The sequence below is a fragment of the Microbacterium sp. NPDC079176 genome (genome assembly GCF_040686675.1).
Lineage (GTDB): Bacteria > Actinomycetota > Actinomycetes > Actinomycetales > Microbacteriaceae > Microbacterium.
The window spans coordinates 173,850-193,992 of the sequence record NZ_JBFBLM010000006.1; the positions used below are offsets into that span (position 1 = coordinate 173,850).

23 protein-coding genes are annotated in these 20,143 nt (G+C 66.6%); 19 read left to right on the forward strand and 4 right to left on the reverse strand.

The genetic code is table 11. The annotated features are described in order from the left end of the window. The first annotated feature begins 125 nt into the window (after positions 1-125). The 4 genes from AB0P11_RS15680 (at position 126) to AB0P11_RS15695 (ending at position 3,082) form a co-directional block, all read left to right on the forward strand. A complete protein-coding gene (locus AB0P11_RS15680; protein ID WP_053095818.1) occupies positions 126-1,154 on the forward strand; it encodes an aldo/keto reductase in 1,029 nt (342 codons plus the stop codon). Between the two features lie 80 nt (positions 1,155-1,234). Next, on the forward strand, positions 1,235-1,837 hold the full coding sequence (locus AB0P11_RS15685) for a histidine phosphatase family protein (RefSeq protein ID WP_053095819.1): 603 nt from the start codon (positions 1,235-1,237) through the stop codon (positions 1,835-1,837). 70 nt (positions 1,838-1,907) lie between these two features. After that, a complete protein-coding gene (dapB, locus tag AB0P11_RS15690) occupies positions 1,908-2,648 on the forward strand; it encodes a 4-hydroxy-tetrahydrodipicolinate reductase (protein ID WP_053095820.1) in 741 nt (246 codons plus the stop codon). Next, a complete protein-coding gene (locus AB0P11_RS15695; RefSeq protein ID WP_082297789.1) occupies positions 2,648-3,082 on the forward strand; it encodes a hypothetical protein in 435 nt (144 codons plus the stop codon). Before dapB ends, AB0P11_RS15695 begins: the two co-directional genes overlap by 1 nt. A gap of 6 nt (positions 3,083-3,088) precedes the next feature. Here AB0P11_RS15695 and AB0P11_RS15700 read toward each other — a convergent pair whose 3' ends face one another. The 3 genes from AB0P11_RS15700 to AB0P11_RS15710 form a co-directional block, all read right to left on the reverse strand. Continuing rightward, positions 3,089-3,514: an OsmC family peroxiredoxin gene (locus AB0P11_RS15700; RefSeq protein ID WP_056278497.1), complete on the reverse strand. Its 426-nt coding sequence runs from the start codon at positions 3,512-3,514 to the stop codon at positions 3,089-3,091. An 85-nt stretch (positions 3,515-3,599) separates the two neighbouring features. Next, complete coding sequence (locus AB0P11_RS15705; protein WP_053095823.1) at positions 3,600-4,166, reverse strand: DUF4395 domain-containing protein; 567 nt, start codon at positions 4,164-4,166, stop codon at positions 3,600-3,602. A 16-nt stretch (positions 4,167-4,182) separates the two neighbouring features. Next, positions 4,183-4,596, reverse strand: coding sequence for a thioredoxin family protein (locus AB0P11_RS15710; RefSeq protein ID WP_053095824.1), 414 nt, complete (start codon positions 4,594-4,596; stop codon positions 4,183-4,185). 96 nt (positions 4,597-4,692) lie between these two features. On the opposite strand from AB0P11_RS15710, the gene AB0P11_RS15715 reads away from it, so the two are divergent. The 3 genes from AB0P11_RS15715 to AB0P11_RS15725 are packed head-to-tail and all read left to right on the forward strand — an operon-like array spanning position 4,693 to position 6,736. Then, positions 4,693-5,502 (forward strand): thymidylate synthase, encoded by an 810-nt coding sequence (locus AB0P11_RS15715; RefSeq protein ID WP_056278499.1) that lies wholly within the window; start codon positions 4,693-4,695, stop codon positions 5,500-5,502. Then, the gene (locus AB0P11_RS15720) at positions 5,499-5,975 is read left to right on the forward strand and encodes a dihydrofolate reductase (RefSeq protein WP_053095826.1); all 477 of its coding nucleotides are present in this window, start codon (positions 5,499-5,501) and stop codon (positions 5,973-5,975) included. Before AB0P11_RS15715 ends, AB0P11_RS15720 begins: the two co-directional genes overlap by 4 nt. Next, on the forward strand, positions 5,975-6,736 hold the full coding sequence (locus AB0P11_RS15725; RefSeq protein ID WP_056278502.1) for an SDR family oxidoreductase: 762 nt from the start codon (positions 5,975-5,977) through the stop codon (positions 6,734-6,736). Before AB0P11_RS15720 ends, AB0P11_RS15725 begins: the two co-directional genes overlap by 1 nt. A gap of 60 nt (positions 6,737-6,796) precedes the next feature. Here the strand turns inward: AB0P11_RS15725 and AB0P11_RS15730 are convergent, their stop codons facing one another. Continuing rightward, the gene (locus AB0P11_RS15730) at positions 6,797-7,336 is read right to left on the reverse strand and encodes an NUDIX hydrolase (RefSeq protein WP_056278504.1); all 540 of its coding nucleotides are present in this window, start codon (positions 7,334-7,336) and stop codon (positions 6,797-6,799) included. A 112-nt stretch (positions 7,337-7,448) separates the two neighbouring features. Here AB0P11_RS15730 and dapA point away from each other — a divergent pair, with 112 nt between their 5' ends. The 12 genes from dapA to miaA all read left to right on the forward strand — a co-directional run bounded on the left by dapA (position 7,449) and on the right by miaA (position 20,128). Beyond that, positions 7,449-8,426 carry a 4-hydroxy-tetrahydrodipicolinate synthase gene (gene dapA / locus AB0P11_RS15735; protein WP_053095829.1) on the forward strand — a complete coding sequence of 326 codons (978 nt, stop codon included), beginning with the start codon at positions 7,449-7,451 and terminating at the stop codon, positions 8,424-8,426. 68 nt (positions 8,427-8,494) lie between these two features. Continuing rightward, positions 8,495-10,171 (forward strand): ribonuclease J, encoded by a 1,677-nt coding sequence (locus tag AB0P11_RS15740; RefSeq protein ID WP_053095830.1) that lies wholly within the window; start codon positions 8,495-8,497, stop codon positions 10,169-10,171. Positions 10,172-10,244: 73 nt separating this feature from the next. Next, a complete protein-coding gene (locus AB0P11_RS15745; protein WP_056278507.1) occupies positions 10,245-10,739 on the forward strand; it encodes a GNAT family N-acetyltransferase in 495 nt (164 codons plus the stop codon). A gap of 81 nt (positions 10,740-10,820) precedes the next feature. After that, a complete protein-coding gene (locus AB0P11_RS15750) occupies positions 10,821-13,559 on the forward strand; it encodes a DNA translocase FtsK (protein ID WP_053095832.1) in 2,739 nt (912 codons plus the stop codon). Beyond that, the gene (gene pgsA, locus AB0P11_RS15755) at positions 13,559-14,134 is read left to right on the forward strand and encodes a CDP-diacylglycerol--glycerol-3-phosphate 3-phosphatidyltransferase (protein ID WP_363522885.1); all 576 of its coding nucleotides are present in this window, start codon (positions 13,559-13,561) and stop codon (positions 14,132-14,134) included. Before AB0P11_RS15750 ends, pgsA begins: the two co-directional genes overlap by 1 nt. Continuing rightward, positions 14,131-14,613 (forward strand): CinA family protein, encoded by a 483-nt coding sequence (locus AB0P11_RS15760; RefSeq protein WP_320488068.1) that lies wholly within the window; start codon positions 14,131-14,133, stop codon positions 14,611-14,613. The genes pgsA and AB0P11_RS15760 overlap by 4 nt, the downstream gene beginning before the upstream one ends. Positions 14,614-14,754: 141 nt before the next feature. Next, positions 14,755-15,063 (forward strand): helix-turn-helix transcriptional regulator, encoded by a 309-nt coding sequence (locus AB0P11_RS15765; protein WP_042541772.1) that lies wholly within the window; start codon positions 14,755-14,757, stop codon positions 15,061-15,063. 23 nt (positions 15,064-15,086) lie between these two features. Continuing rightward, positions 15,087-15,311, forward strand: a complete 225-nt coding sequence (locus AB0P11_RS15770) for a DUF3046 domain-containing protein (RefSeq protein WP_053095835.1) — start codon at positions 15,087-15,089, stop codon at positions 15,309-15,311. A 285-nt stretch (positions 15,312-15,596) separates the two neighbouring features. After that, on the forward strand, positions 15,597-16,640 hold the full coding sequence (recA, locus tag AB0P11_RS15775; RefSeq protein WP_053095836.1) for a recombinase RecA: 1,044 nt from the start codon (positions 15,597-15,599) through the stop codon (positions 16,638-16,640). A 396-nt stretch (positions 16,641-17,036) separates the two neighbouring features. Beyond that, positions 17,037-17,522, forward strand: a complete 486-nt coding sequence (locus AB0P11_RS15780; RefSeq protein ID WP_363522888.1) for a regulatory protein RecX — start codon at positions 17,037-17,039, stop codon at positions 17,520-17,522. Between the two features lie 87 nt (positions 17,523-17,609). Continuing rightward, positions 17,610-19,157 (forward strand): tRNA (N6-isopentenyl adenosine(37)-C2)-methylthiotransferase MiaB, encoded by a 1,548-nt coding sequence (miaB, locus tag AB0P11_RS15785; protein ID WP_053095838.1) that lies wholly within the window; start codon positions 17,610-17,612, stop codon positions 19,155-19,157. Positions 19,158-19,189: 32 nt separating this feature from the next. Further along, positions 19,190-20,128, forward strand: a complete 939-nt coding sequence (miaA, locus tag AB0P11_RS15790) for a tRNA (adenosine(37)-N6)-dimethylallyltransferase MiaA (protein ID WP_285363173.1) — start codon at positions 19,190-19,192, stop codon at positions 20,126-20,128. Positions 20,129-20,143: the final 15 nt, after the last annotated feature.

Sequence of the window (20,143 nt, forward strand, 5' to 3'; positions counted from 1 at the left end):
TTGCGCCGTTCCCCGTATTGGTCGGGGAGTTCGCAGATCTCGCCTACTCTCGAAGTACGCACCGGGGGGTGCATTTCAGGCAGTGACGCAGGTCGGTACGCACCGATTGACGCGGGGGTGAGGATATGCGGTTGTTCAGTGTAGGCGCAGGAGCGCCGGCCGATCGCGCGCAGCAGGGCGCCGCAGAGCACCCGTCCGCACCCATCCCGATCGTCGGACCCGGAATAGGGGAGACCATCCGCGTCCCTCTCGGCGAGACCGGGCTCGAGACCTTTCCGCTCATGCTCGGTGCGGCGGAGTTCGGCTGGAACGTCGATCTCGAGACGAGCCATGGGATCCTCGACCGCTACGTCGAATTCGGTGGCAACGCCATCCACACCGCCGACGGATTCTCCGGCGGTCGCAGCGAGCACATCATCGGCCAATGGCTGCAGTCCAGAGGGCGACGCGACCGCGCCCTGCTGAGCGTGCGGATCGGTGCTCACGCAGACAATCCGGGTCTCGGCTCGGTGAACCTCGTCCGCGCTGTCGAGGGGTCGCTCACGCGACTCGGCGTCGAGCGCATCGACGTGCTGTATCTCGACGCGACGCTCGACCGCACGACGAATCTCGAGGACACCCTCGCGACGGTCGAGTGGATGGTCGACGCGGGCAAGATCGGCGCACTCGGCGCATTCGGCTTCGCACCCGAGCGGCTCGTGGAGGCGCGCATCCTAGCCTCGGCCGGGTACCCACGCATCGAGGTCATCGATTCGCCGTACAACCTCGTCCGCCGTCAGCCGTTCGAAGGGGACCTGCGTCTGGTGGCGGGTGCGCAGAGCCTCGCGGTCACGCCGTCGCACGCTCTCGAGCACGGTTTCCTCTCCGGTCGCCACCGCAGCAAGGCGCTGACCTCGCGGGGCGTACGCGGGGAGCAGCTGCGGGGGCATCTCAACAGGCGTGGCACGAAGATCCTGCGGGCTCTCGACCAGGTCGCGACCGAACTCGAGGTTCCCGTGGCCGCCGTGTCCATCGCGTGGCTGCTCGCGCAGCGGACCATCGCGGCGCCCATCGTCAACACCTTCGCGACCGAGCACGTCGACGAGCTGATGCAGGGCGCCGGCGTCACGCTGTCGCGCGCACAGGTCACCGAGCTCACTCGCGCCGGCAACTGAGCGTCGTAACGCCTCTGTCACAGACCTGGCATAGGGTGGAGTGAATCCCGGCGGACGCTGTCGATGAAGCGAGCGAGTTTGTGACGCATTACATATATCTGGTCAGACATGGTGAACATCAGGACGCCGAGCACGGTCTCGCCGACGGACCCCTGTCGCCGCGTGGCCAGCGTCAGGCCGAACTCATCGCAGATCGGCTCTCGGGACTCCCGCTCGACGCCGTCTGGCACTCTCCGCTCCTGCGCGCCAACGAGACGGCCCGTGCGATCGCCGAGCGGCTCCCGTCGGTCGATCCAGAGCCGACCGCACTGCTGTTCGACTGCGTGCCCACGGGGATGACCGACGAGACCCCGGCCGCCTACGAACCGTTTTTCGGCTCGGTGACCGAGGCGGAGCTCGATGCCGGGCGTGCTCAGATGTTCGACGCGGTCAACGAGTTCCTGGTGCGCAAACCGGGTGACGTGCACGAGGTTCTCATCACGCACAACTTCGTGATCTCGTGGTTCGTGCGTGAGGTCCTCGGTGCCCCCGAGTGGCGATGGATGACCTTGAACCAGGCGCACTGCGGCCTCACGGTGATCGCCCAGAAACAGGGCCGGCCCTGGACGCTCCTCACTCACAACGACACCGGGCACCTCCCGGTCGAGCTGCGCACCGGCATCCCCGATGCGATGCCCGTCTGATTCCCCGTTGATTCCCTGAGTTCCGGCCCGCCGCGCCGGGCGGATCGACGTCGCGAAATAGACTGAACGCATGACCACCCAGGTAGCACTCGTCGGCGGAACCGGGAAGCTCGGATCGATCATCGGTGCGGTGATCGACGAGCTCGAGGGCTTCGAGGTGACGCGCGTGCTGACGTCTCGTAGCGACCTCGCCGAGCTCGACGGTGCGGACCTGGTGATCGACGCCACCACGCCTCAGGTCAGTGTCGACGTCGTGCGCGCTGCGGTCGAGCGCGAGATCAACATTCTCGTCGCCACGTCGGGATGGTCCACCGAGCGGATCGCACTCGTGCGTCCTCTGGTGGAGAACGCCGGAACCGGGGCTGTCTTCATCCCGAACTTCTCGCTGGGATCGGTGCTCGGTTCGGCTCTGGCCGCAGCAGCCGCGCCGTTCTTCGGATCGGCGGAGATCGTCGAGGCGCACCATGAGGCGAAGGTGGATTCGCCGAGCGGCACTGCGGTGCGCACGGCCGAGCTCATCGCCGCCGCACGCGCCGAACAGGGCCCCGTCAGCGCACCGCACGCCGACCAGCGAGCGCGCGGACAGCAGGTCGGCAGCGTGCCGATCCACTCGCTCCGGCGTCCCGGCGTCATCGCCAAGCAGGAGGTCGTCCTGTCCGGCCCCGGTGAGTCCCTCACGTTCACGCATGACACGGTCGACCCCGCACTCGCCTACGCCCCGGGCATCCGTCTCGCGGTGCCGTTCGCGGCCCAGGCGATCGGCGTCTTCGTCGGGCTCGAGAGCATGATCGACATCGGCATCCGCTCGTGATGTCGCGGATCGGCGTCGGCCTGATGGCCGCCGCACTGCTGGTCTACCTCGCCGTCGCCATCTGGTTGGCCGTGATGTTCTTCGCTGTCGGCACACCGGTGTCCATCGGCATGGGCATCGCGCTGATCGTTCTCGCCCCGATCGGGGCATGGGCGCTCGTCCGAGAGATGCAGTTCGGGTTCGCTGCCGACCGGCTCGGGCGTGAGCTCGATGCCGAGGGCGGTATGCCCGCGGCGGAGTCCGAGCTGACGCCGAGTGGCCGAATCGCTCGTGCCGACGCAGACCCGCTCATCGCTAGATACGCGGGGGAGGCGGATGCGGTGCCGACGGACTGGCGCGCGCGCTACCGACTCGGCGTCGTCCAGGATGCCGCTGGCCGCCGCAAGGACGCTCGCGCCAGCATCCGCGAGGCGATTCGCATCGCTCGCGGATGACCGACGTCAGGCGAGCGTGGCCTCGAGCGTGATCTCGATGCCGGCGAGCGCCTGCGATACGGGGCAGCCGACCTTCGCCTCGGCAGCGATCGACTGGAACTCCTCAGGGCTGAGCCCGGGGACGACCGCGTTCACGTTGAGGTGGCTTCCGCTGATTCCGACACCGGGCTTGAAGGTGACGGACGCGCTGGTGTTGACGCGCTCCGGCGGAGTGCCGTTCTCGGACAGCGCGTGAGACAGCGCCATGCTGAAACACGACGCGTGGGCTGCGGCGATCAGCTCTTCAGGCGTGGTGGTGGTGTCGCTGCCCTCGCTGCGGGCCTTCCAGTTGATCGGGAAGGTCCCGAGCTTCGACGAGGAGAACGCGACTGTGCCCGAGCCCTCGGTGAGGGATCCGGTCCAGGTGGTGGTGGCTTCGCTGGTGACGGGCATGATTCCTCCGTTGTATCGCGCGCTGCTCGATGCGGGTCGCGTGTGCGGCCAGCCTATCGAGCGTGGGCGTGCGGCGGAACAGCGCTCAGGCGGTCGACGCCGCGCGACCGAGGATGCCTGCTCGCTGCAGCAGCAGATAGATCTGGCATCCGAGGCAGAAGGAGAACGCCGCATTGAGGAAGGCGGCGATGAAAGCGGCGGCGGTCGCGATGGGCAGCGCCCACGGGACCCCGGCGAGGTGCAGCACGAGACCGATCGTGACGACGACGAGACCGACACCCTGGGCGAACCGCGGTGGACGCGGATCCTCGAGCTCGGTCGGAGCGGCCAGTCTCGGACGGATGACCCTGCGGAACACGACGCCCCATGGTGCAGTCGCGGGTGACAGGACGCCCCACAGGAACAGCAAGGCGATCACGATCGTGAGGAGGAACCCCGGGTCCAGCGCGCGCTGTGCAAGGGTCGCCGACGTCACGGCCCACGTGGCCGAGCCGATGTCGGCCGAGTCGAGCGGCTGATAGGCGAACCAGCCGAAGGTCCGTGCGGTCGAGATGCCGACCAGCGCCAGATATGTCGCGACGAGCAGCAGCACTGTCGTGACCGTCGCTGCGAATCGCGGGCCGCGGGGATCGATGCCGGCCGGTGTCGTCATGCGCTTTCCGTCCTCGTCATACGGTTGCCAGCGCGTCGTTCAGCGCGTGTCGATGGGGCACGCCATGGAAGCGTGCGCGGACGGCTCCTGATCCGTCGACGATGAAGGTCGTCGGTGTCTGCATGACCTTGTATCGAGCCGACAGATCCGGTCGATGCGTCAGGTCGACCTCCACGTGGTCCAGGCCCTCCGATTCTGCGACGTAGCTGCTGAGCATGCGTCGTACCTGGGGGCAGCGGGTGCACATCTCGGTGCTGAACTGCACGACTGTCGCTCTCGCGCCCAGGCGCGACACGCCCGCGTCGTTCGGATCGAAGCGCAGATGGCCGCCTCCGCGACGCCGTCCGTCGAGAAGTCTCAGCACGACACCGATCGTGCCGGCGAGCACGAGCAGCGCTGCGGCGAGGAGAAGGGCGACGGCGGGTGACATGCGTCGAGAATACGGGTGATCCGGCACCGCCCGGGCCGATATGTCGCATCGTGACGATCCGACTCGACAGCCCCCAGGGCGGGTAGTCTGGCACACATGAGCGCAGCCGTCCCGACGCCGTACGAAGACCTTCTCCGAGACGTGCTGGAATCCGGCACTCACAAGTCCGATCGAACAGGAACCGGCACCACCAGCGTCTTCGGGCGGCAGATCCGCTTCGATCTCTCCGAGGGCTTCCCGCTCATCACCACGAAGCGGGTGCACTTCAAGTCGATCGCCTACGAGCTCCTCTGGTTCCTCAGGGGCGACTCGAATGTGAAGTGGCTGCAGGAGCATGGCGTCACCATCTGGGACGAATGGGCGGATGCCGACGGCGATCTGGGTCCTGTCTATGGAGTGCAGTGGCGCAGCTGGCCGACGCCGGAGGGTGAGAGCATCGATCAGCTCGCTCAGGTGATCGAGCAGATCCGGCAGACGCCCGACTCCCGGCGACTCATCGTGTCTGCCTGGAACCCGGCCGACATCCCCGACATGGCGCTTGCTCCTTGTCACGCCCTGTTCCAGTTCTACGTGGCGGACGGCAAGCTCTCCTGCCAGCTCTATCAGCGCAGCGCCGACCTGTTCCTCGGCGTCCCGTTCAACATCGCGTCCTACGCCCTGCTGACGCTGATGATCGCCCAGCAGGTGGGACTCGAGCCTGGCGACTTCGTCTGGACCGGGGGTGACTGCCACATCTACGACAATCACCTCGACCAGGTGAATGAACAGCTCACGCGCGAACCGTATCCATACCCGACGCTGAGGTTCGCCCGGAAGCCCGAGTCGATCCTCGACTACGACTACGAGGACTTCGTCGTCGAGGATTACCAGCACCACGCTCCGATCAGGGCGGCGGTCGCGGTATGACCTGGGTCGGGCTGATCTGGGCCGAGGCGCACGGCGGCGTCATCGGAGCAGAGGGCGGCATGCCCTGGAACGTCCCCGAGGATCTCGCTCACTTCAAGGAAGTCACCCTCGGCGCTCCCGTGATCATGGGTCGCAAGACGTGGGACTCGCTCCCTGAGCGCTTCCGCCCGCTTCCAGGGCGAGAGAACATCGTCATCACCCGCCAGCAGGACTGGTCCGCGGACGGCGCCCGTCGTGCCGCGACCGTCACGGACGCGGTGCGCGGCCACGAGAAGGTATGGATCATCGGCGGCGCCGAGATCTTCCGCCTGGTGATCGCCGACGCCGACCGCCTCGAAGTCACCGAGCTCGACATCGAGGTCTCCGGCGACGCGTATGCGCCGTCCAAAGCCGGGTGGCGGCTCGTGAACGAGGGGGAGTGGCAGACGTCGCGCTCCGGCATCCGGTTCCGCTTCCTGGGATACGAGCGCTGATGCCCACCGCACTGATCACCGGAGCGAGCGCCGGCCTCGGCGCAGAGTTCGCGCGCCAGTTGGCCCGGCGCCGAGCCGATCTGATCCTCGTCGCACGTTCCGCCGGCGATCTCGAGGTCGTGGCGGCCGAGTTGCGCAGCGAGCACGGTGTCGCGGTCGAGGTGCTTCCCGCCGACCTGTCGATCGACGAGGATGTCGAGCGCGTGGCCGACCGTCTCCGTGATGCCTCCGATCCGGTCGACCTTCTCATCAACAATGCAGGCTTCGGCCTCCCGCTGCAGTTCGCCGACAACGACATCGACGACGAGGTGCGCCATCTGCGCGTTCACGTCGAGGCGTCGATGCGGCTCATGCACGCGGCGCTTCAGACGATGCGCGGCCGTGGGGGCCGGATCATCAACGTCGCGTCCGTCGCAGGGTTCATCTCGCGCTCCACGTATTCCGCGTGCAAGAGCTGGTTGATCGGATTCAGCCGCTGGGCGAATGTCGAGTACGCACCCGACGGAGTGACGGTCACCGCCGTCTGCCCGGGTTTCACGCACACGACCTTCCACGAGCGGATGGGACTCGAACCGGGGCACGAGGGCGTTCCCGGCTTCATGTGGCTCGACGCGCGGAATGTGGTCCGCGAGGCGCTCCGTGACGCGGCGCGCGGAAGGGCCGTCTCGATCCCGTCGCTGCGTTACAAGGCGATCGTCGCTGTCGCGTCCCTGCTTCCGAGCGCGCTGACCTCCGGCGTCGCACGTCGCGGCCGCGTCTGATCTGAACGTCGACCGCGTCCCGCTGTGGGCGCGCCGTGCGCGAATGAGGGCGCTAGGAGATCAGCGGAATCTGCCCAGACGGATACCGGCGTATCCGATCGCCGCCACGGTCTCTCCATCGGTGATGCGGCCATCGGAGATCATGCCGAGGACGTCGGAGAACGGTACCCAGGTGACGGCGTCGATGCCCTCCTCCGCCTGCGTGTGAGTGGAGTCGTCGGACGGAGTCAGACCCCGAGCGAGGAACACGTGCTCGGGGGCGTGGGCGATCCCGTTCAGGGCGTTCATCGTTCCGAGTTCCGTCCAGTCCTCGGCGACGAAGCCCGTCTCCTCGAGCAGCTCGCGCTGCGCTGCAGCGAGCGGTTCTTCGCCGTCGCTTCCTCCGGCAGGAATCTCTATCGACACTCCGGTCGTGTAGCGCTCGAGAGTGATGAGGCAGACGCGGTCCTCGTCATCGAGTGCGACGACGAAGACCGCCGGATGCCGCATGGTCACCACGCCGTAGATGCCATCGCCCCCGGGCCCCGTGACCTGGTCCTCCCGAACCTCGATCCACCGGTTCTCGTACACCGTCGACGATTCGCGTGTAACCCATGCCATGGAGTCGAGCCTATGTGGATCCCAATCAAGATGATGGTCGCGATCGTCCGGGGAGATGTCATCCGCCGTCCCTCGTCTGGGTGAGCGGCATTCGAACCGATACGCTGGGGGCATGACGCACTCGGGCAACCCCTTCGGACAGGTTCTCGTCGCGCTCGTCACTCCGATGACGGCCGACGGCGAAGTCGATTGGCCCGCCGTCGAGAAGCACATCGATGACGTCATCACCGCCGGTGCTGACGGAATCGTCGTGACGGGAACGACCGGCGAGACCTCGACCCTGACGGACCCTGAGAAGCTCAAGCTCGTCGAGGTCGGAAAGTCGGTCTCGGCCGGACGCGCCAAGATCATCACCGGCGGTGGATCCAACGAGACCGCGCACGCGATCGAGCTCTACAAGGCGAGCGAGAAGGCCGGCGCAGACGCCATCATGATCGTCACGCCGTACTACAACAAGCCGACCCAGGCCGGGATCCTCACGCATTTCCGCCTGGTGGCCGACGCCACCGACCTGCCGGTGATCCTCTACGACATCCCCGGTCGCACCGGCGTGCCGATCAAGTACGAGACCATCCTGCGCCTCGCCAAGCACCCGAACATCCTCGCCGTGAAGGACGCCAAGGGCGACTTCTCCGAGGTGAGCCGCGTCCTTAACCAGACCGACCTCATGTACTTCTCGGGAGACGACGCGAATGTTCTGCCGCATCTCGCCATCGGCGCGACCGGCCTGATCGGCGTGACCGCCAACGTCGCGGCGGCTCCGTACCGCACCATCATCGACGCCGTCAACCGAGGCGATCTGACGACGGCCACGGCAGAGCACAAGAGGCTCGAGCCGCTCGTGCGCGCGGTCATGACGCATGTCCCGGGAACCGTCGCCGCGAAGTACATCCTGCACGGCCTGGGCCGGATCTCCAGCCCCCGCGTGCGTCTGCCCCTGGTGGGTCCCGAAGAGTGGGAGGCCGCGCTCATCGAGGACGAGCTCGATCTCGTGAGGGACGTTCCGGGAGCAGACTTCTCCAACTTCCGCCCCGACCGCAACGCGGCCGCGGGCGGCGCCCTGCCGAAGGTGCACGGCACGACCCGCTGAGAACGCACGCGCCGAGGCGCGTCACCATGAACGAACGGACGCGTGGAGTGTCCGACTGAGGAGACAGCATGTCCATCCCGCTCGCAGAACCCGCAGCTCTCGACGAGGGGACGCTGCGGGTCACTCCGCTCGGCGGACTCGGTGAGATCGGTCGCAACATGACCATCTTCGAGTTCGACGGCAAGATCCTGATCGTCGACTGCGGAGTGCTCTTCCCGGAGGAGCACCAGCCCGGAGTCGACCTGATCCTGCCGGACTTCGAGCCGATCAAGAGCCGCCTCGACGACATCGTCGGAGTCGTCCTCACCCACGGGCACGAGGACCACATCGGTGCCGTTCCCTACCTGCTGCGCCTGAAGAGCGACATCCCCGTGATCGGATCGGGCCTCACGCTCGCGCTGGTCGAGGCGAAGCTCAAGGAGCACCGCATCAAGGCCTACACCCTCACGGTGAAGGAGGGCCAGCGGGAGCAGGTCGGACCGTTCGACCTCGAGTTCGTCGCGGTCAACCACTCGATCCCGGACGCACTCGCCGTGGCGATCCGCACTCCCGCGGGCCTCGTGCTGGCGACCGGCGACTTCAAGATGGACCAGCTTCCGCTCGACGGACGCATCACCGACCTCCGCGCGTTCGCCCGCCTCGGCGAGGAAGGGGTCGACCTGTTCCTCGTCGACTCGACGAACGCCGACGTGCCCGGGTTCACTCCCACGGAGCGCTCGATCGGCCCCGTGCTCGATCAGGTCATCGGCAAGGCGCCTCGCCGGGTCATCGTCGCGAGCTTCTCGAGTCACGTGCACCGCGTGCAGCAGGTTCTCGACGCCGCGCATGCGCACGGCCGACGGGTCGCGCTGCTCGGACGCAGCATGCTGCGCAACATGACGATCGCCGAGGACCTCGGATACCTGAAGGTGCCGAGCGGTCTTCTCATCGACTACAAGAAGGCCCGCGACCTTCCGGACGACAAGATCGTCTACATGTCCACCGGCTCGCAGGGCGAGCCCATGGCCGTTCTGAGTCGCATGGCCAACCTCGACCATGCGATCGAGCCCGGACCGGGTGACACCGTCATCCTGGCCTCGAGCCTCATCCCCGGCAACGAGAATGCCGTGTACCGCGTGATCGACGGTCTGACCAAGCTCGGCGCGAACGTGGTGCACAAGGCGAACGCCAAGGTGCACGTCTCGGGCCATGCTGCAGCGGGTGAGCTCATCTACTGCTACAACATCCTGCGACCCAAGAACGTGCTGCCGGTGCACGGCGAGTACCGCCATCTGATCGCCAACGCCAAGCTGGCGCAGGACACGGGCATCGAGGCCGAGCGCACGATCATCGCCTCGAACGGCACGGTCATCGACCTGAAGGGCGGCGACGCCCGAGTGGTCGGCCAGCTCGATCTCGGTTTCGTGTACGTCGACGGCTCGACCGTCGGCGCGATCACGGACGCAGACCTCAAGGATCGTCGGATCCTGGCTGAAGAGGGCTTCGTCTCCGTGATCGTCGTGGTCGATGCCGCCACCGGTCGCATCATCTCCGGTCCGGAAATCCACGCGCGTGGCATCGCCGAAGACGATTCCGTCTTCGATGACGTCACCCCGAAGATCATCGCCGCCCTCAAGGAGGCCTCCGGCAACGGCGTGCGCGACACGCATGCGCTCTCGCAGGTCATCCGTCGGACCATCGGGCGCTGGGTCAACCAGAAGCTCCGTCGTCGTCCGATGATCGTCCCGCTGGTCATCGAAGCGTGATCGGAGCCCGGTGGTTCGCGGGTTCCCAGTCGACCGACACTCGGCTGTAACGCGAACGGCCTAGGCTCACTCCATGCCGGACGTCTTCTCGATTCGACCCGCCGACCAGGCGGACGGGAGCTTCCTCGGCGACATGGTCGTCGAGGCGGCGAACTGGCGCTCCGGCGGGGCACGCGCTCGGCATGAGATTCTCAGCGCCGTCGAGCACCGGCGCTACATCGCGGGGTGGATGCGGCCGGCGGATGCCGGTTTCATTGCGCTCGACTCCGATCTGCGACCCATCGGTGCGGCGTGGTATCGGATGCTCGCGCCGGACGACGCAGGCTTCGGTTTCGTCGGAACCGCGGTGCCCGAGCTCATCATCGGAGTGCAGCCGATCTGGCGGGCGCACGGAGTCGGACGGACCCTGCTTCGACGCCTCGTCACCCACGCGCGCGAGCAGGGGCACCCTCGGATCAGCCTCAGCGTCGAACGGGACAACTTCGCGCACGCCCTGTATCGGTCGGAGGGCTTCGTGGTCACCGACGCGGGGGATCTCCGTGACACGATGGTGCATCGCACGTCCTGATCTCCCTTCGCGGGCCCGGGAACCGGCCGGAATGCCGCGTCATTACGGGTGAATGTCGGCCTCTGGCCGTAACGTGAGATCATGGCCAGGAGTACCACGAAGTCCGCGCGCGCGTCCGAGAGCGCCACGCCTCGCCCGAAGCGGCAGGCTGCGCCGAAGGCCCAGGCTGCGCCGAAGAAGTACATCGACGAGATCGACAAGCCTCCGGTGGCGGTACGAGCGTGGAACGGGCTCGCCCACGGCGTCGGTGGTCTGTTCCGGGCATTCGGCCCGGAGACGCTCGACAAGGATGACCGGCGCGACGGATTCCCCTTCCTGCTGGTGCTTCTGGCGATCGCCGGAGCGGTCAACGAATGGTTCTTCATCGGCAACGAGGTCGCGTCGAACATCAGCGCCTACTCGGTGGGGCTTCTGGTCGGGCGTGTGGCTTTCGTCATGCCCGTGCTGCTGCTGCTGCTGGCAGGGTGGCTGTTCCGCCATCCCTCGTCCGTCCACGACAACGGGCGCATCGGCATCGGCTTCGGACTCTTCGTGCTCACCCTGGCAGGCTTCTGCCACATCGCAGCGGGTCGAGTCGACTCCGCCGGACTGCTCGTTCGTGCGCAGCCCCGGGACGGCATGCCTGCGCTCAGCGAAGCGGGCGGTCTCTTCGGCTGGATGATCGGTGAGCCGCTCTCGTATCTCACTCCGGTGGGTGCCTATATCGTCCTGGCCCTGCTGGCGGGACTCAGCATCCTGATCCTGACCAAGACTCCGCCGAACCGTATCGGGCAGCGCCTGGGCGACCTCTACGCGTGGATGTTCGACGCTGAGCGCACCGAGAAGCCTGCGAAGGAAGCCGCGGCGATCGACGAGTCCGACAAGGTCGACGACCCCGACGTCCTTCCCTGGTGGCGGCGGAACAAGACCGGCCGTGAGGAAGACCCCGACGAGGGGACGCTGGGCTCCGACGACATCACCGCGCTGCTGACGACCTCCGAGCCGACTCCGGCTTACGATCAGGCCGTCGTCGTGGAAGATCCGTATGACGCGGCGACCGAGGTGCTGACGGACGTGCGGTCCGTGACGGAATCCCTGGCAGGGCAGCAGACCACCGCACTGCTAGACGACGAGTCCGACACCGGAGAGATGCCGGAGCTTCCGGGTCTCGACGGCTTCGGCACGGCCGGGCCGGGGGAGCGAGGCCCCCAGGCCCCCGTCGCCCCGTACGTGCTGCCGTCGCCAGGTCTTCTGGTCGAAGGGCCTCCACCGGTCGCGCGCTCCGAGGCGACCGACAAGGTGATCGAGCAGATCACGAGCGTGCTGACACAGTTCAAGGTCGACGCGAAGGTCACTGGTTTCTCGCGTGGCCCCACGGTCACCCAGTACGAGGTCGAGGTGGGGCACGGCGTCAAGGTCGAGAAGATCCTCCAGCTGAGCAACAACTTCGCGTATGCGGTCGCATCGAACGATGTGCGGATCCTCTCGCCGATACCCGGAAAGAGCGCGATCGGAATCGAGATCCCGAACGCCGACAAGGAGATGGTCGCGCTCGGCGATGTGCTCAGGTCTCCGGCAGCGCACAAGAGCACCCACCCGATGACGATCGGCGTCGGAAAGGACGTCGGTGGGAACATCGTCATCGCCAACCTCGCGAAGATGCCTCACCTGCTTGTCGCCGGTTCCACCGGCTCCGGAAAGTCGAGCTTCGTCAACTCGATGATCACGAGTCTGCTCATGCGCGCCCGACCCACGGATGTGCGGATGGTCCTGATCGACCCCAAGCGCGTGGAGCTGACGAGCTACGCCGGGGTGCCGCACCTGATCACACCCATCATCACGAACCCCAAGAAGGCGGCGGAAGCGCTGCAGTGGGTCGTGAAGGAGATGGACATGCGGTACGACGACCTCGCGTCGTTCGGGTTCCGTCACATCGACGACTTCAACCGTGCCGTCCGCGCCGGCGAGGTGGAGCTTCCCGTGGGAAGCGAACGCGTGCTCAAGCCCTACCCGTACCTCCTCGTCGTCGTCGACGAATTGGCGGACCTGATGATGGTCGCCCCGCGCGACGTCGAGGACTCGATCGTCCGCATCACCCAGCTCGCACGCGCGTCCGGTATCCACCTCGTGCTAGCGACGCAGCGACCCAGCGTCGATGTCGTGACCGGTCTGATCAAGGCGAATGTCCCCTCGCGCCTCGCGTTCGCCGTCACGAGCGTCACAGACAGTCGCGTGATCCTCGACAGCCCCGGCGCCGACAAGCTGATCGGACAGGGCGATGCGCTGTTCTCGCCCATGGGGTCGTCCAAGCCGTTCCGACTGCAGGGTGCGTGGGTCGATGAGAAGGAGATCGACGCGGTCGTCAAGCACGTGACGCGTCAGGCCCGTCCGGACTACCGCGCCGACGTCCAGGAAGCGCTGGAGCCCACGAAGAAGAAGGAGGTCGACGAGGACATCGGCGACGATCTCGAGCTTCTTCTCGCCGCGGCCGAACTCATCGTGTCGTCGCAGTTCGGGTCGACGTCGATGCTGCAGCGCAAGCTCCGCGTCGGGTTCGCGAAGGCCGGTCGCCTGATGGACCTCCTCGAGTCGCGAGAGATCGTCGGCCCGTCAGAAGGATCGAAGGCGCGCGATGTGCTGGCGACGGCCGAACAGCTGCCCCAGGTCATGGCGAAGCTGCGAGGCGACGACACTCCGCCGAAGCCGCCTGCCCCCTCCTCGGCCGCGACTGCTGCCGGGACGCCGCACGACCCGGTCGAGGCGCAGTTCCAGGGACTCCCTGTGGTCGAGGCTGAAGACGATGGCGACGAAGACGCCTGGGGACTGACGGGACGCGACTGATGGCCATTCCACGGCAGCTTCCCAACGCGATCACGGTCGCGCGCATACCGCTCGCGGTGATCTTCTTCGTCCTCCTGCTGATCGGTGGCACGTTCGGACTCGACGACATCGCTGTCCGCTGGATCGCCGCCGTTCTCTTCATCGTCGCGATCTCGACCGATTGGGTCGATGGCTATCTGGCCCGCCGCTACGAGATCGTCAGCGACTTCGGAAAGCTCTGGGACCCGATCGCCGACAAGCTGCTCACCGGCGCCGGTTTCATCGGTCTCGCGATACTCGGCGAGCTGAACTGGTGGCTGGTGATCATCATCCTCATTCGGGAGTGGGGCATCACGATCCACCGTCTCATGGTGGCGAAGGAGCACGTCGTGGCTGCGGCCTGGATGGGCAAGATCAAGACTGCAGTGCAGGCGGTGGCCTTGTCCTGGGCGCTGCTTCCGTTGCACGTCGTGATCGGGCTGGAGCCGTGGCTGCTCGTGACCGCGATCCTGATGGTGCTCGTGCTGATCCTGACCGTGGCGAGCGGAATCGACTACATCGTCGCGCAGGCACGAGGCGCGCGGCAGCCCTCGTGACATCTGCGTCGGCCGTGCTCGCCGCGCTGGTCGAGCGTGGCTGGACGCTCGGTGTCGCGGAGTCGTTGACGGGCGGTGCTCTCGCTGCCGAGTTCGTCTCCGTGCCGGGGGCGTCGGCCTCCCTCCGCGGAGCGATCGTCGCGTACGCCACTCCGGTGAAGCACACGCTGCTGGGCGTGGACGACGCGCTGCTCGACGCGCACGGTCCCGTGCACCCCGACGTCGCTCTTCAGATGGCGGCGGGGGTGCGCGGTGCGTTGAACGTCGACGGGGCCCCTGCCGACGTCGGCGTCTCGACCACGGGTATCGCGGGGCCGGACTCACCTGACGGTCAGCCGGTCGGCACGGTGCATGTGGCCGTGGTGACGCCGGATTTCTCGGTCACCGAGTTGTTTCGATTCGCCGGTGATCGTGCCGAGGTGCGGGCGCAGGCGGTCGACGCGGCGATCGATATGCTCGCTCGGGTTCTGCGGGAATAGGGGATGGGTGCGCTCCGTTATGTCCTATGTGCTCACACCGAAAGCACAGCGTGCGAAGGTAGATTTTGTGAAGGTCGGTAGGACTAGACTGGCGGTCTCTTCGAGGGAGACCTCGAGAAGGCGATCTGGGAGGAGGTTCCGATGATTCTTGTACGACAGGAAATCGGCGATGTGCTGAGGGACTTCCGCCTGCAGAAGGGGCGGACGCTCCGGCAGGTTGCAAGCAAGGCTTCTGTGGCGCTGGGCTATCTCAGCGAGGTCGAGCGGGGCCAGAAGGAAGCGTCGAGTGAGATTCTCGCCTCGGTGGCTGACGCTCTGGATGTTCCCATCTCGATCATCATGCGCGAGGTCGGCGACCGGATCTCGGTCCTCGAAGGAATTCAGGTCTTCCCTGATGTCGTTCCGGACGACCTCGTGGCTTCTGTCGAGCCCGAGCTGTCGCTCCACTGAACGTCGGACTCTCATAGCCTCTGATGCGACGTAGTGAGTTCCTCCGCGCAGTCGACGCTGAGTTCGGCGGTCGCGGGTCATCTCTGATCAGCGACCTCGTTCTGACTCAGCTCGCCGGGCGCACTGCCGACGAAGCGCTGGACGCTGGCGTCGCACCGCGCGAGATCTGGCTGGCGCTGTGCGCCGAGACGGATGTCCCCCTGGAGCGGCGACACGGTGCAGGTCGTCTGGAGCCGCGCAAGCGATGACCCTCTGAGGCGTTCGCGGCGAGGGCCGCGTTCGAGGCGGTTTCGATTTGCGACACGCCGCGACGGCGTGTCGTCGAATATGTGTTCGAAACGGGCGTAGTCTTCTGCACAAGTGGTTCAGAGACGTTTCTCTCCCTGTTTCGCGGTGCTGACGACGCAATGTCGGAGGCTCCTCCTACGGTGAAGAACAAGCCGAAGAGCCATACGCCTTGTCGGAGAGTTCCGCCCAGCCGGGAGGACCGCGACAGCCTACAGGCGGCACCACGCGAGCATAAGGAGCACGTCATGCCATCACCCGCTGACCGCGAGAAGTCCCTCGAGACCGCCCTCGCCCAGATCGATCGTCAGTTCGGAAAGGGCTCGGTCATGAGACTGGGCAGCGACGAGCGTGCGCCTGTCGCCGTCATTCCGACCGGTTCCATCGCTCTCGATGTCGCCCTCGGCGTCGGAGGACTGCCGCGTGGACGAATCGTCGAGATCTACGGTCCTGAGTCGTCGGGTAAGACGACGCTCACCCTCCACGCGATCGCCAACGCTCAGCGCGCTGGCGGAATCGCTGCCTTCATCGACGCCGAGCACGCGCTCGACCCTGACTACGCCGCGAAGCTCGGTGTCGACATCGACGCCCTTCTCGTCTCGCAGCCCGACACGGGTGAGCAGGCGCTCGAGATCGCGGACATGCTCGTCCGCTCCGGGGCGATCGACCTGATCGTCATCGACTCCGTGGCCGCGCTCGTGCCTCGAGCCGAGATCGAGGGCGAGATGGGTGACTCCCACGTGGGTCTGCAGGCTCGTCTGATGTCTCAGGCGCTGCGAAAGCTCACCGGTGGGCTCAACCAGACGAACACCACGATGATCTTCATCAACCAGCTGCGAGAGAAGATCGGTGTCTTCTTCGGCTCGCCGGAGACCACCGCGGGTGGAAAGGCGCTGAAGTTCTACGCGTCCGTCCGAATGGACATCCGCCGAATCGAGACTCTGAAGGACGGCACCGACGCAGTCGGAAACCGTACGAGGGTCAAGGTCGTGAAGAACAAGATGGCTCCGCCGTTCAAGCAGGCTGAGTTCGACATCCTCTACGGCGTCGGCATCTCCCGTGAGGGCAGCCTGATCGACTTCGGTGTGGAGCACGGCATCGTCAAGAAGTCCGGGTCCTGGTACACCTATGACGGTGACCAGCTGGGACAGGGCAAGGAGAACGCGCGAACGTTCCTGCTCAAGAACCCCGACATCGCGCTGGCGATCGAGACCCAGATCAAGCAGAAGCTCGGCATCGGAGGAGCCACCGAGGCACCTGCTGACGAGCTCGCCGAGCGCCGCCCGGCATGATCGTGATGGTTCGCGGTTGTGGCGCAACCGGAGCGAACTATGAGTGATGGCGGGGGCGAGCCTCAGGAGCTCGCCCCCATCATCCCTCTGTTCGGCCGTGATTCCGCGCGGATGAAGCCGGTCGATCGAAGCTCTGTCGGGTCCGATGCAGGTACCCGCCGCGCCGCGGAAGACGCAGGCCTCGTGGAATCGACGGCGGTGGGAGTCGCATCCACCGGCGACTCGGCTCCAGCTCCACTCGTCGACTCTCGTGGGCCCAGCGAACGGCATCCTGCTCGAGGCGCTGCGGCTCGGTCTGCACCCCGATTGCGTGCACTGCAACCACACGACGACGACTCAGCAGATGAGAGCGGCGTCGATCCGTCGAAGCTGCGCGTCGACGCCGAGGAGCTTCTCGTGCGCAAGCTGAGGGCTCGATCGCTCTCGTTGTCCGAGGCGCGGATGGTGCTCAGGGGCTACGAAGAGAACGGCGTCCGGCTCGACTCCGGGTCGATCGACGACGTGATCGACGACTTCTGTCGCCGCGGCTACCTCGATGACGCGGTTCTCGCCGATCAGCTCGTGATGTCGGGAATCGAGCGAAAAGGACAGGGGCGGGTCGCTCTTTCGCGGGTGCTCTCGCAGCGGGGGATTCCCCGCGATGTGATCGACGCGGCATTGGGCGATGTTCCCGACGACGACGCGGAGCGCGCACTCGAGTACGCTCGCTCGAAAGCACGATCGATGTCCCGCCTCGACCCGGATACTGCTCTGAGACGCCTCGTCGGTCAGCTATCACGTCGCGGGTACAACGGTTCCATCGCGATGACGGCTGCGAAGACGGCCCTCGCCGAGGAATCTTCCGGCTCGTCGTCGCGGGTCCGATTCGTCGATTCGGACTGACACCGGGGAGGGCGCGCACCTCGCCCGGCGCCGGCCGGTCAGCGGCAGCGGCAGCGAGGGGGGAACCGCTCGTACAATGGGGAGATCATGACTATCCCGCGCAGTGAACCGACGATCATCGCGTCGTCGTCAGCCGCAATCGACCGTGACGGGCGCCAGCGTTCGTACGAGGTCCGCACCTTCGGCTGCCAGATGAACGTCCACGATTCCGAACGTCTCTCGGGCTCGCTCGAAAGTGCGGGATACGTCCGAGCCACGGACGGCGCCGAGGCCGATGTCGTGATCATCAACACGTGCGCAGTTCGCGACAATGCCGCGGGCAAGCTCTACGGGACCCTCGGTCAGCTCGCTTCGGTGAAGCGCCGCAAGGACGGGATGCAGATCGCCGTCGGGGGCTGTCTCGCCCAGATGGACAAGCAAGCCGTTCTCGACAAGGCCCCATGGGTCGATGTGGTCTTCGGCACGCACAACATGGGGTCGCTTCCCGGCCTTCTCGAGAGAGCGCGACACAACGGTGACGCCGAGCTGGAGATCCTCGAGTCGCTCGAGGTGTTTCCCTCGACGCTCCCGACCAAGCGCGACTCTGCGCACAGCGGGTGGGTGTCCATCTCGGTCGGATGCAACAACACGTGCACCTTCTGCATCGTTCCGAGCCTTCGCGGCAAGGAGAAGGACCGCCGTCCGGGTGACATCCTGAACGAGATCCGCCTCCTCGTGGAGGACGGTGCCATCGAGGTCACCCTGCTCGGACAGAACGTCAACTCCTACGGCGTGGAGTTCGGCGATCGCCAGGCATTCGGCAAGCTCCTGCGCGCGGCGGGCGAGATCGACGGACTCGAGCGCATTCGCTTCACGAGTCCTCACCCGGCTGCGTTCACCGACGACGTGATCGACGCGATGGCTGAGACTCCCACTGTGATGCCGCAGCTTCACATGCCGCTGCAGTCCGGCAGCGATCGCATCCTCAAGTCCATGCGTCGTTCTTATCGCAGTGAGAGGTTCCTCGGAATCCTCGACCGCGTCCGTGATCGCATTCCGCATGCCGCGATCACCACCGACATCATCGTCGGGTTCCCCGGTGAGACCGAGGCGGACTTCGAGGACACGATGCGGGTGGTCGAACAGGCCCGCTTCTCGAGCGCCTTCACCTTCCAGTACTCGATCCGCGAGGGCACACCGGCGGCGACCATGGAAGACCAGGTTCCGAAGGCCGTCGTGCAGGAACGCTACAACCGGCTCATCGCGCTGCAGGAGCGCATCTCGCTCGAAGAGAACCAGAAGCAGATCGGCCGCGAGGTCGAGGTCCTCGTCTCGACGGGCGAGGGCAAGAAGGACGCCGAGACGCATAGGCTGACCGGCCGGGGAGAGGACAACCGCCTCGTGCACTTCGAGGTGACCCCGGGGTCGGCTGTTCCCCGGCCCGGTGACGTCGTCTCGGTGACCATCACCCATGCGGCTCCGTTCCACCTGCTCGCCGATGACCCGACGGGCTCCCCGCTCAAGATCCGTCGCACGCGCGGCGGGGACGCGTGGGATCGCGCCCAGGCGGAATCGTGCGCCGTGCCGGCGCCTGCGGCGCCCGACGGCACGCGGGCGGTGTCTCTCGGCCTGCCGACGCTGCGCGTCGGCAGGTGACCGCTGCTCGCGACGAAGCCGGTATCCAAGGGATGACTGGTACGGAGCCGGGCGGCACGCACGATGCGCCGCGGCTCTGGGCGGTCGTCGGCGCGACCGGGACGGGCAAGAGCGATCTCGCGCTCGATCTCGCCGCGGCGCTGCGCCGGCGGGGCAACGCGGCCGAGATCGTGAACGCCGATGCGATGCAGCTCTACCGCGGAATGGACATCGGCACGGCGAAGCTCGCCGCCGCTGACCGACGCGGCATTCCGCACCACCTCTTCGACGTGCGCGAGGTCGACGAGGAAGCGGCGGTCGCCTGGTATCAGCCTCTTGCGCGCTCCGTGATCATCGATATCCAGCGCCGTGGTGCTGACGCCATCCTCGTCGGCGGCTCCGGGCTCTACGTCTCCAGCGTCGTCTTCGACTTCGCCTTCCCGCCGCGCGACCCGGTCATCCGCGCTCGGCTCGAACGCGAGCTCGAGGACGAGGGTGCGGGGGCGATGCTCGACCGGCTGAGAGCGCTCGACCCGGCCACGGCGGCGCGCGTCGACCCCCACAACGGGAGACGGGTGATCCGCGCCCTCGAGGTGCTCGAGCAGGGCAGCGCCACACACGGTGCCGCTCTGCCGGAACAGCCGTCGCTCTGGCAGGCGGACACCCGACTGATCGGTCTCCATGTCGAGCGCAGCGTCCTCGTCGAACGGCTCGACGCACGGGTCGAACAGATGTGGCGTGCAGGCCTCGTCGACGAGGTGGCGGGGCTCCGGCGGCAAGGGCTCGAGGATGGCGTCACTGCGCAGCGTGCCATCGGCTACTCCCAGGCTCTGGGGCAGATCGACGGGCGGCTCAGTCAAGACGAGGCGATCGCCGAGACGCAGGCCCTCACGCGTCGGTATGCCCGACGTCAGGTGTCCTGGTTCAAGCGGTATCCGGGTCTCACCTGGCACGAACCCCCGGTCGACGCGACGGCACTCGTCGAGTCCTGAGTCGACATCTCCCTC

Coding starts and splice junctions, on each gene's coding strand:
- recA (WP_053095836.1), top strand. CDS start 15,597: ATGCCATCACCCGCTGACCGCGAGAAGTCCCTCGAGACCGCCCTCGCC.
- dapB (WP_053095820.1), top strand. CDS start 1,908: ATGACCACCCAGGTAGCACTCGTCGGCGGAACCGGGAAGCTCGGATCG.
- AB0P11_RS15710 (WP_053095824.1), bottom strand. CDS start 4,596: ATGTCACCCGCCGTCGCCCTTCTCCTCGCCGCAGCGCTGCTCGTGCTC.
- AB0P11_RS15720 (WP_053095826.1), top strand. CDS start 5,499: ATGACCTGGGTCGGGCTGATCTGGGCCGAGGCGCACGGCGGCGTCATC.
- AB0P11_RS15695 (WP_082297789.1), top strand. CDS start 2,648: ATGTCGCGGATCGGCGTCGGCCTGATGGCCGCCGCACTGCTGGTCTAC.
- AB0P11_RS15745 (WP_056278507.1), top strand. CDS start 10,245: ATGCCGGACGTCTTCTCGATTCGACCCGCCGACCAGGCGGACGGGAGC.
- AB0P11_RS15705 (WP_053095823.1), bottom strand. CDS start 4,166: ATGACGACACCGGCCGGCATCGATCCCCGCGGCCCGCGATTCGCAGCG.
- AB0P11_RS15740 (WP_053095830.1), top strand. CDS start 8,495: ATGTCCATCCCGCTCGCAGAACCCGCAGCTCTCGACGAGGGGACGCTG.
- AB0P11_RS15715 (WP_056278499.1), top strand. CDS start 4,693: ATGAGCGCAGCCGTCCCGACGCCGTACGAAGACCTTCTCCGAGACGTG.
- miaA (WP_285363173.1), top strand. CDS start 19,190: ATGACTGGTACGGAGCCGGGCGGCACGCACGATGCGCCGCGGCTCTGG.
- AB0P11_RS15730 (WP_056278504.1), bottom strand. CDS start 7,336: ATGGCATGGGTTACACGCGAATCGTCGACGGTGTACGAGAACCGGTGG.
- AB0P11_RS15680 (WP_053095818.1), top strand. CDS start 126: ATGCGGTTGTTCAGTGTAGGCGCAGGAGCGCCGGCCGATCGCGCGCAG.
- AB0P11_RS15750 (WP_053095832.1), top strand. CDS start 10,821: ATGGCCAGGAGTACCACGAAGTCCGCGCGCGCGTCCGAGAGCGCCACG.
- AB0P11_RS15770 (WP_053095835.1), top strand. CDS start 15,087: ATGCGACGTAGTGAGTTCCTCCGCGCAGTCGACGCTGAGTTCGGCGGT.
- AB0P11_RS15765 (WP_042541772.1), top strand. CDS start 14,755: ATGATTCTTGTACGACAGGAAATCGGCGATGTGCTGAGGGACTTCCGC.
- dapA (WP_053095829.1), top strand. CDS start 7,449: ATGACGCACTCGGGCAACCCCTTCGGACAGGTTCTCGTCGCGCTCGTC.
- AB0P11_RS15725 (WP_056278502.1), top strand. CDS start 5,975: ATGCCCACCGCACTGATCACCGGAGCGAGCGCCGGCCTCGGCGCAGAG.
- pgsA (WP_363522885.1), top strand. CDS start 13,559: ATGGCCATTCCACGGCAGCTTCCCAACGCGATCACGGTCGCGCGCATA.
- miaB (WP_053095838.1), top strand. CDS start 17,610: ATGACTATCCCGCGCAGTGAACCGACGATCATCGCGTCGTCGTCAGCC.
- AB0P11_RS15700 (WP_056278497.1), bottom strand. CDS start 3,514: ATGCCCGTCACCAGCGAAGCCACCACCACCTGGACCGGATCCCTCACC.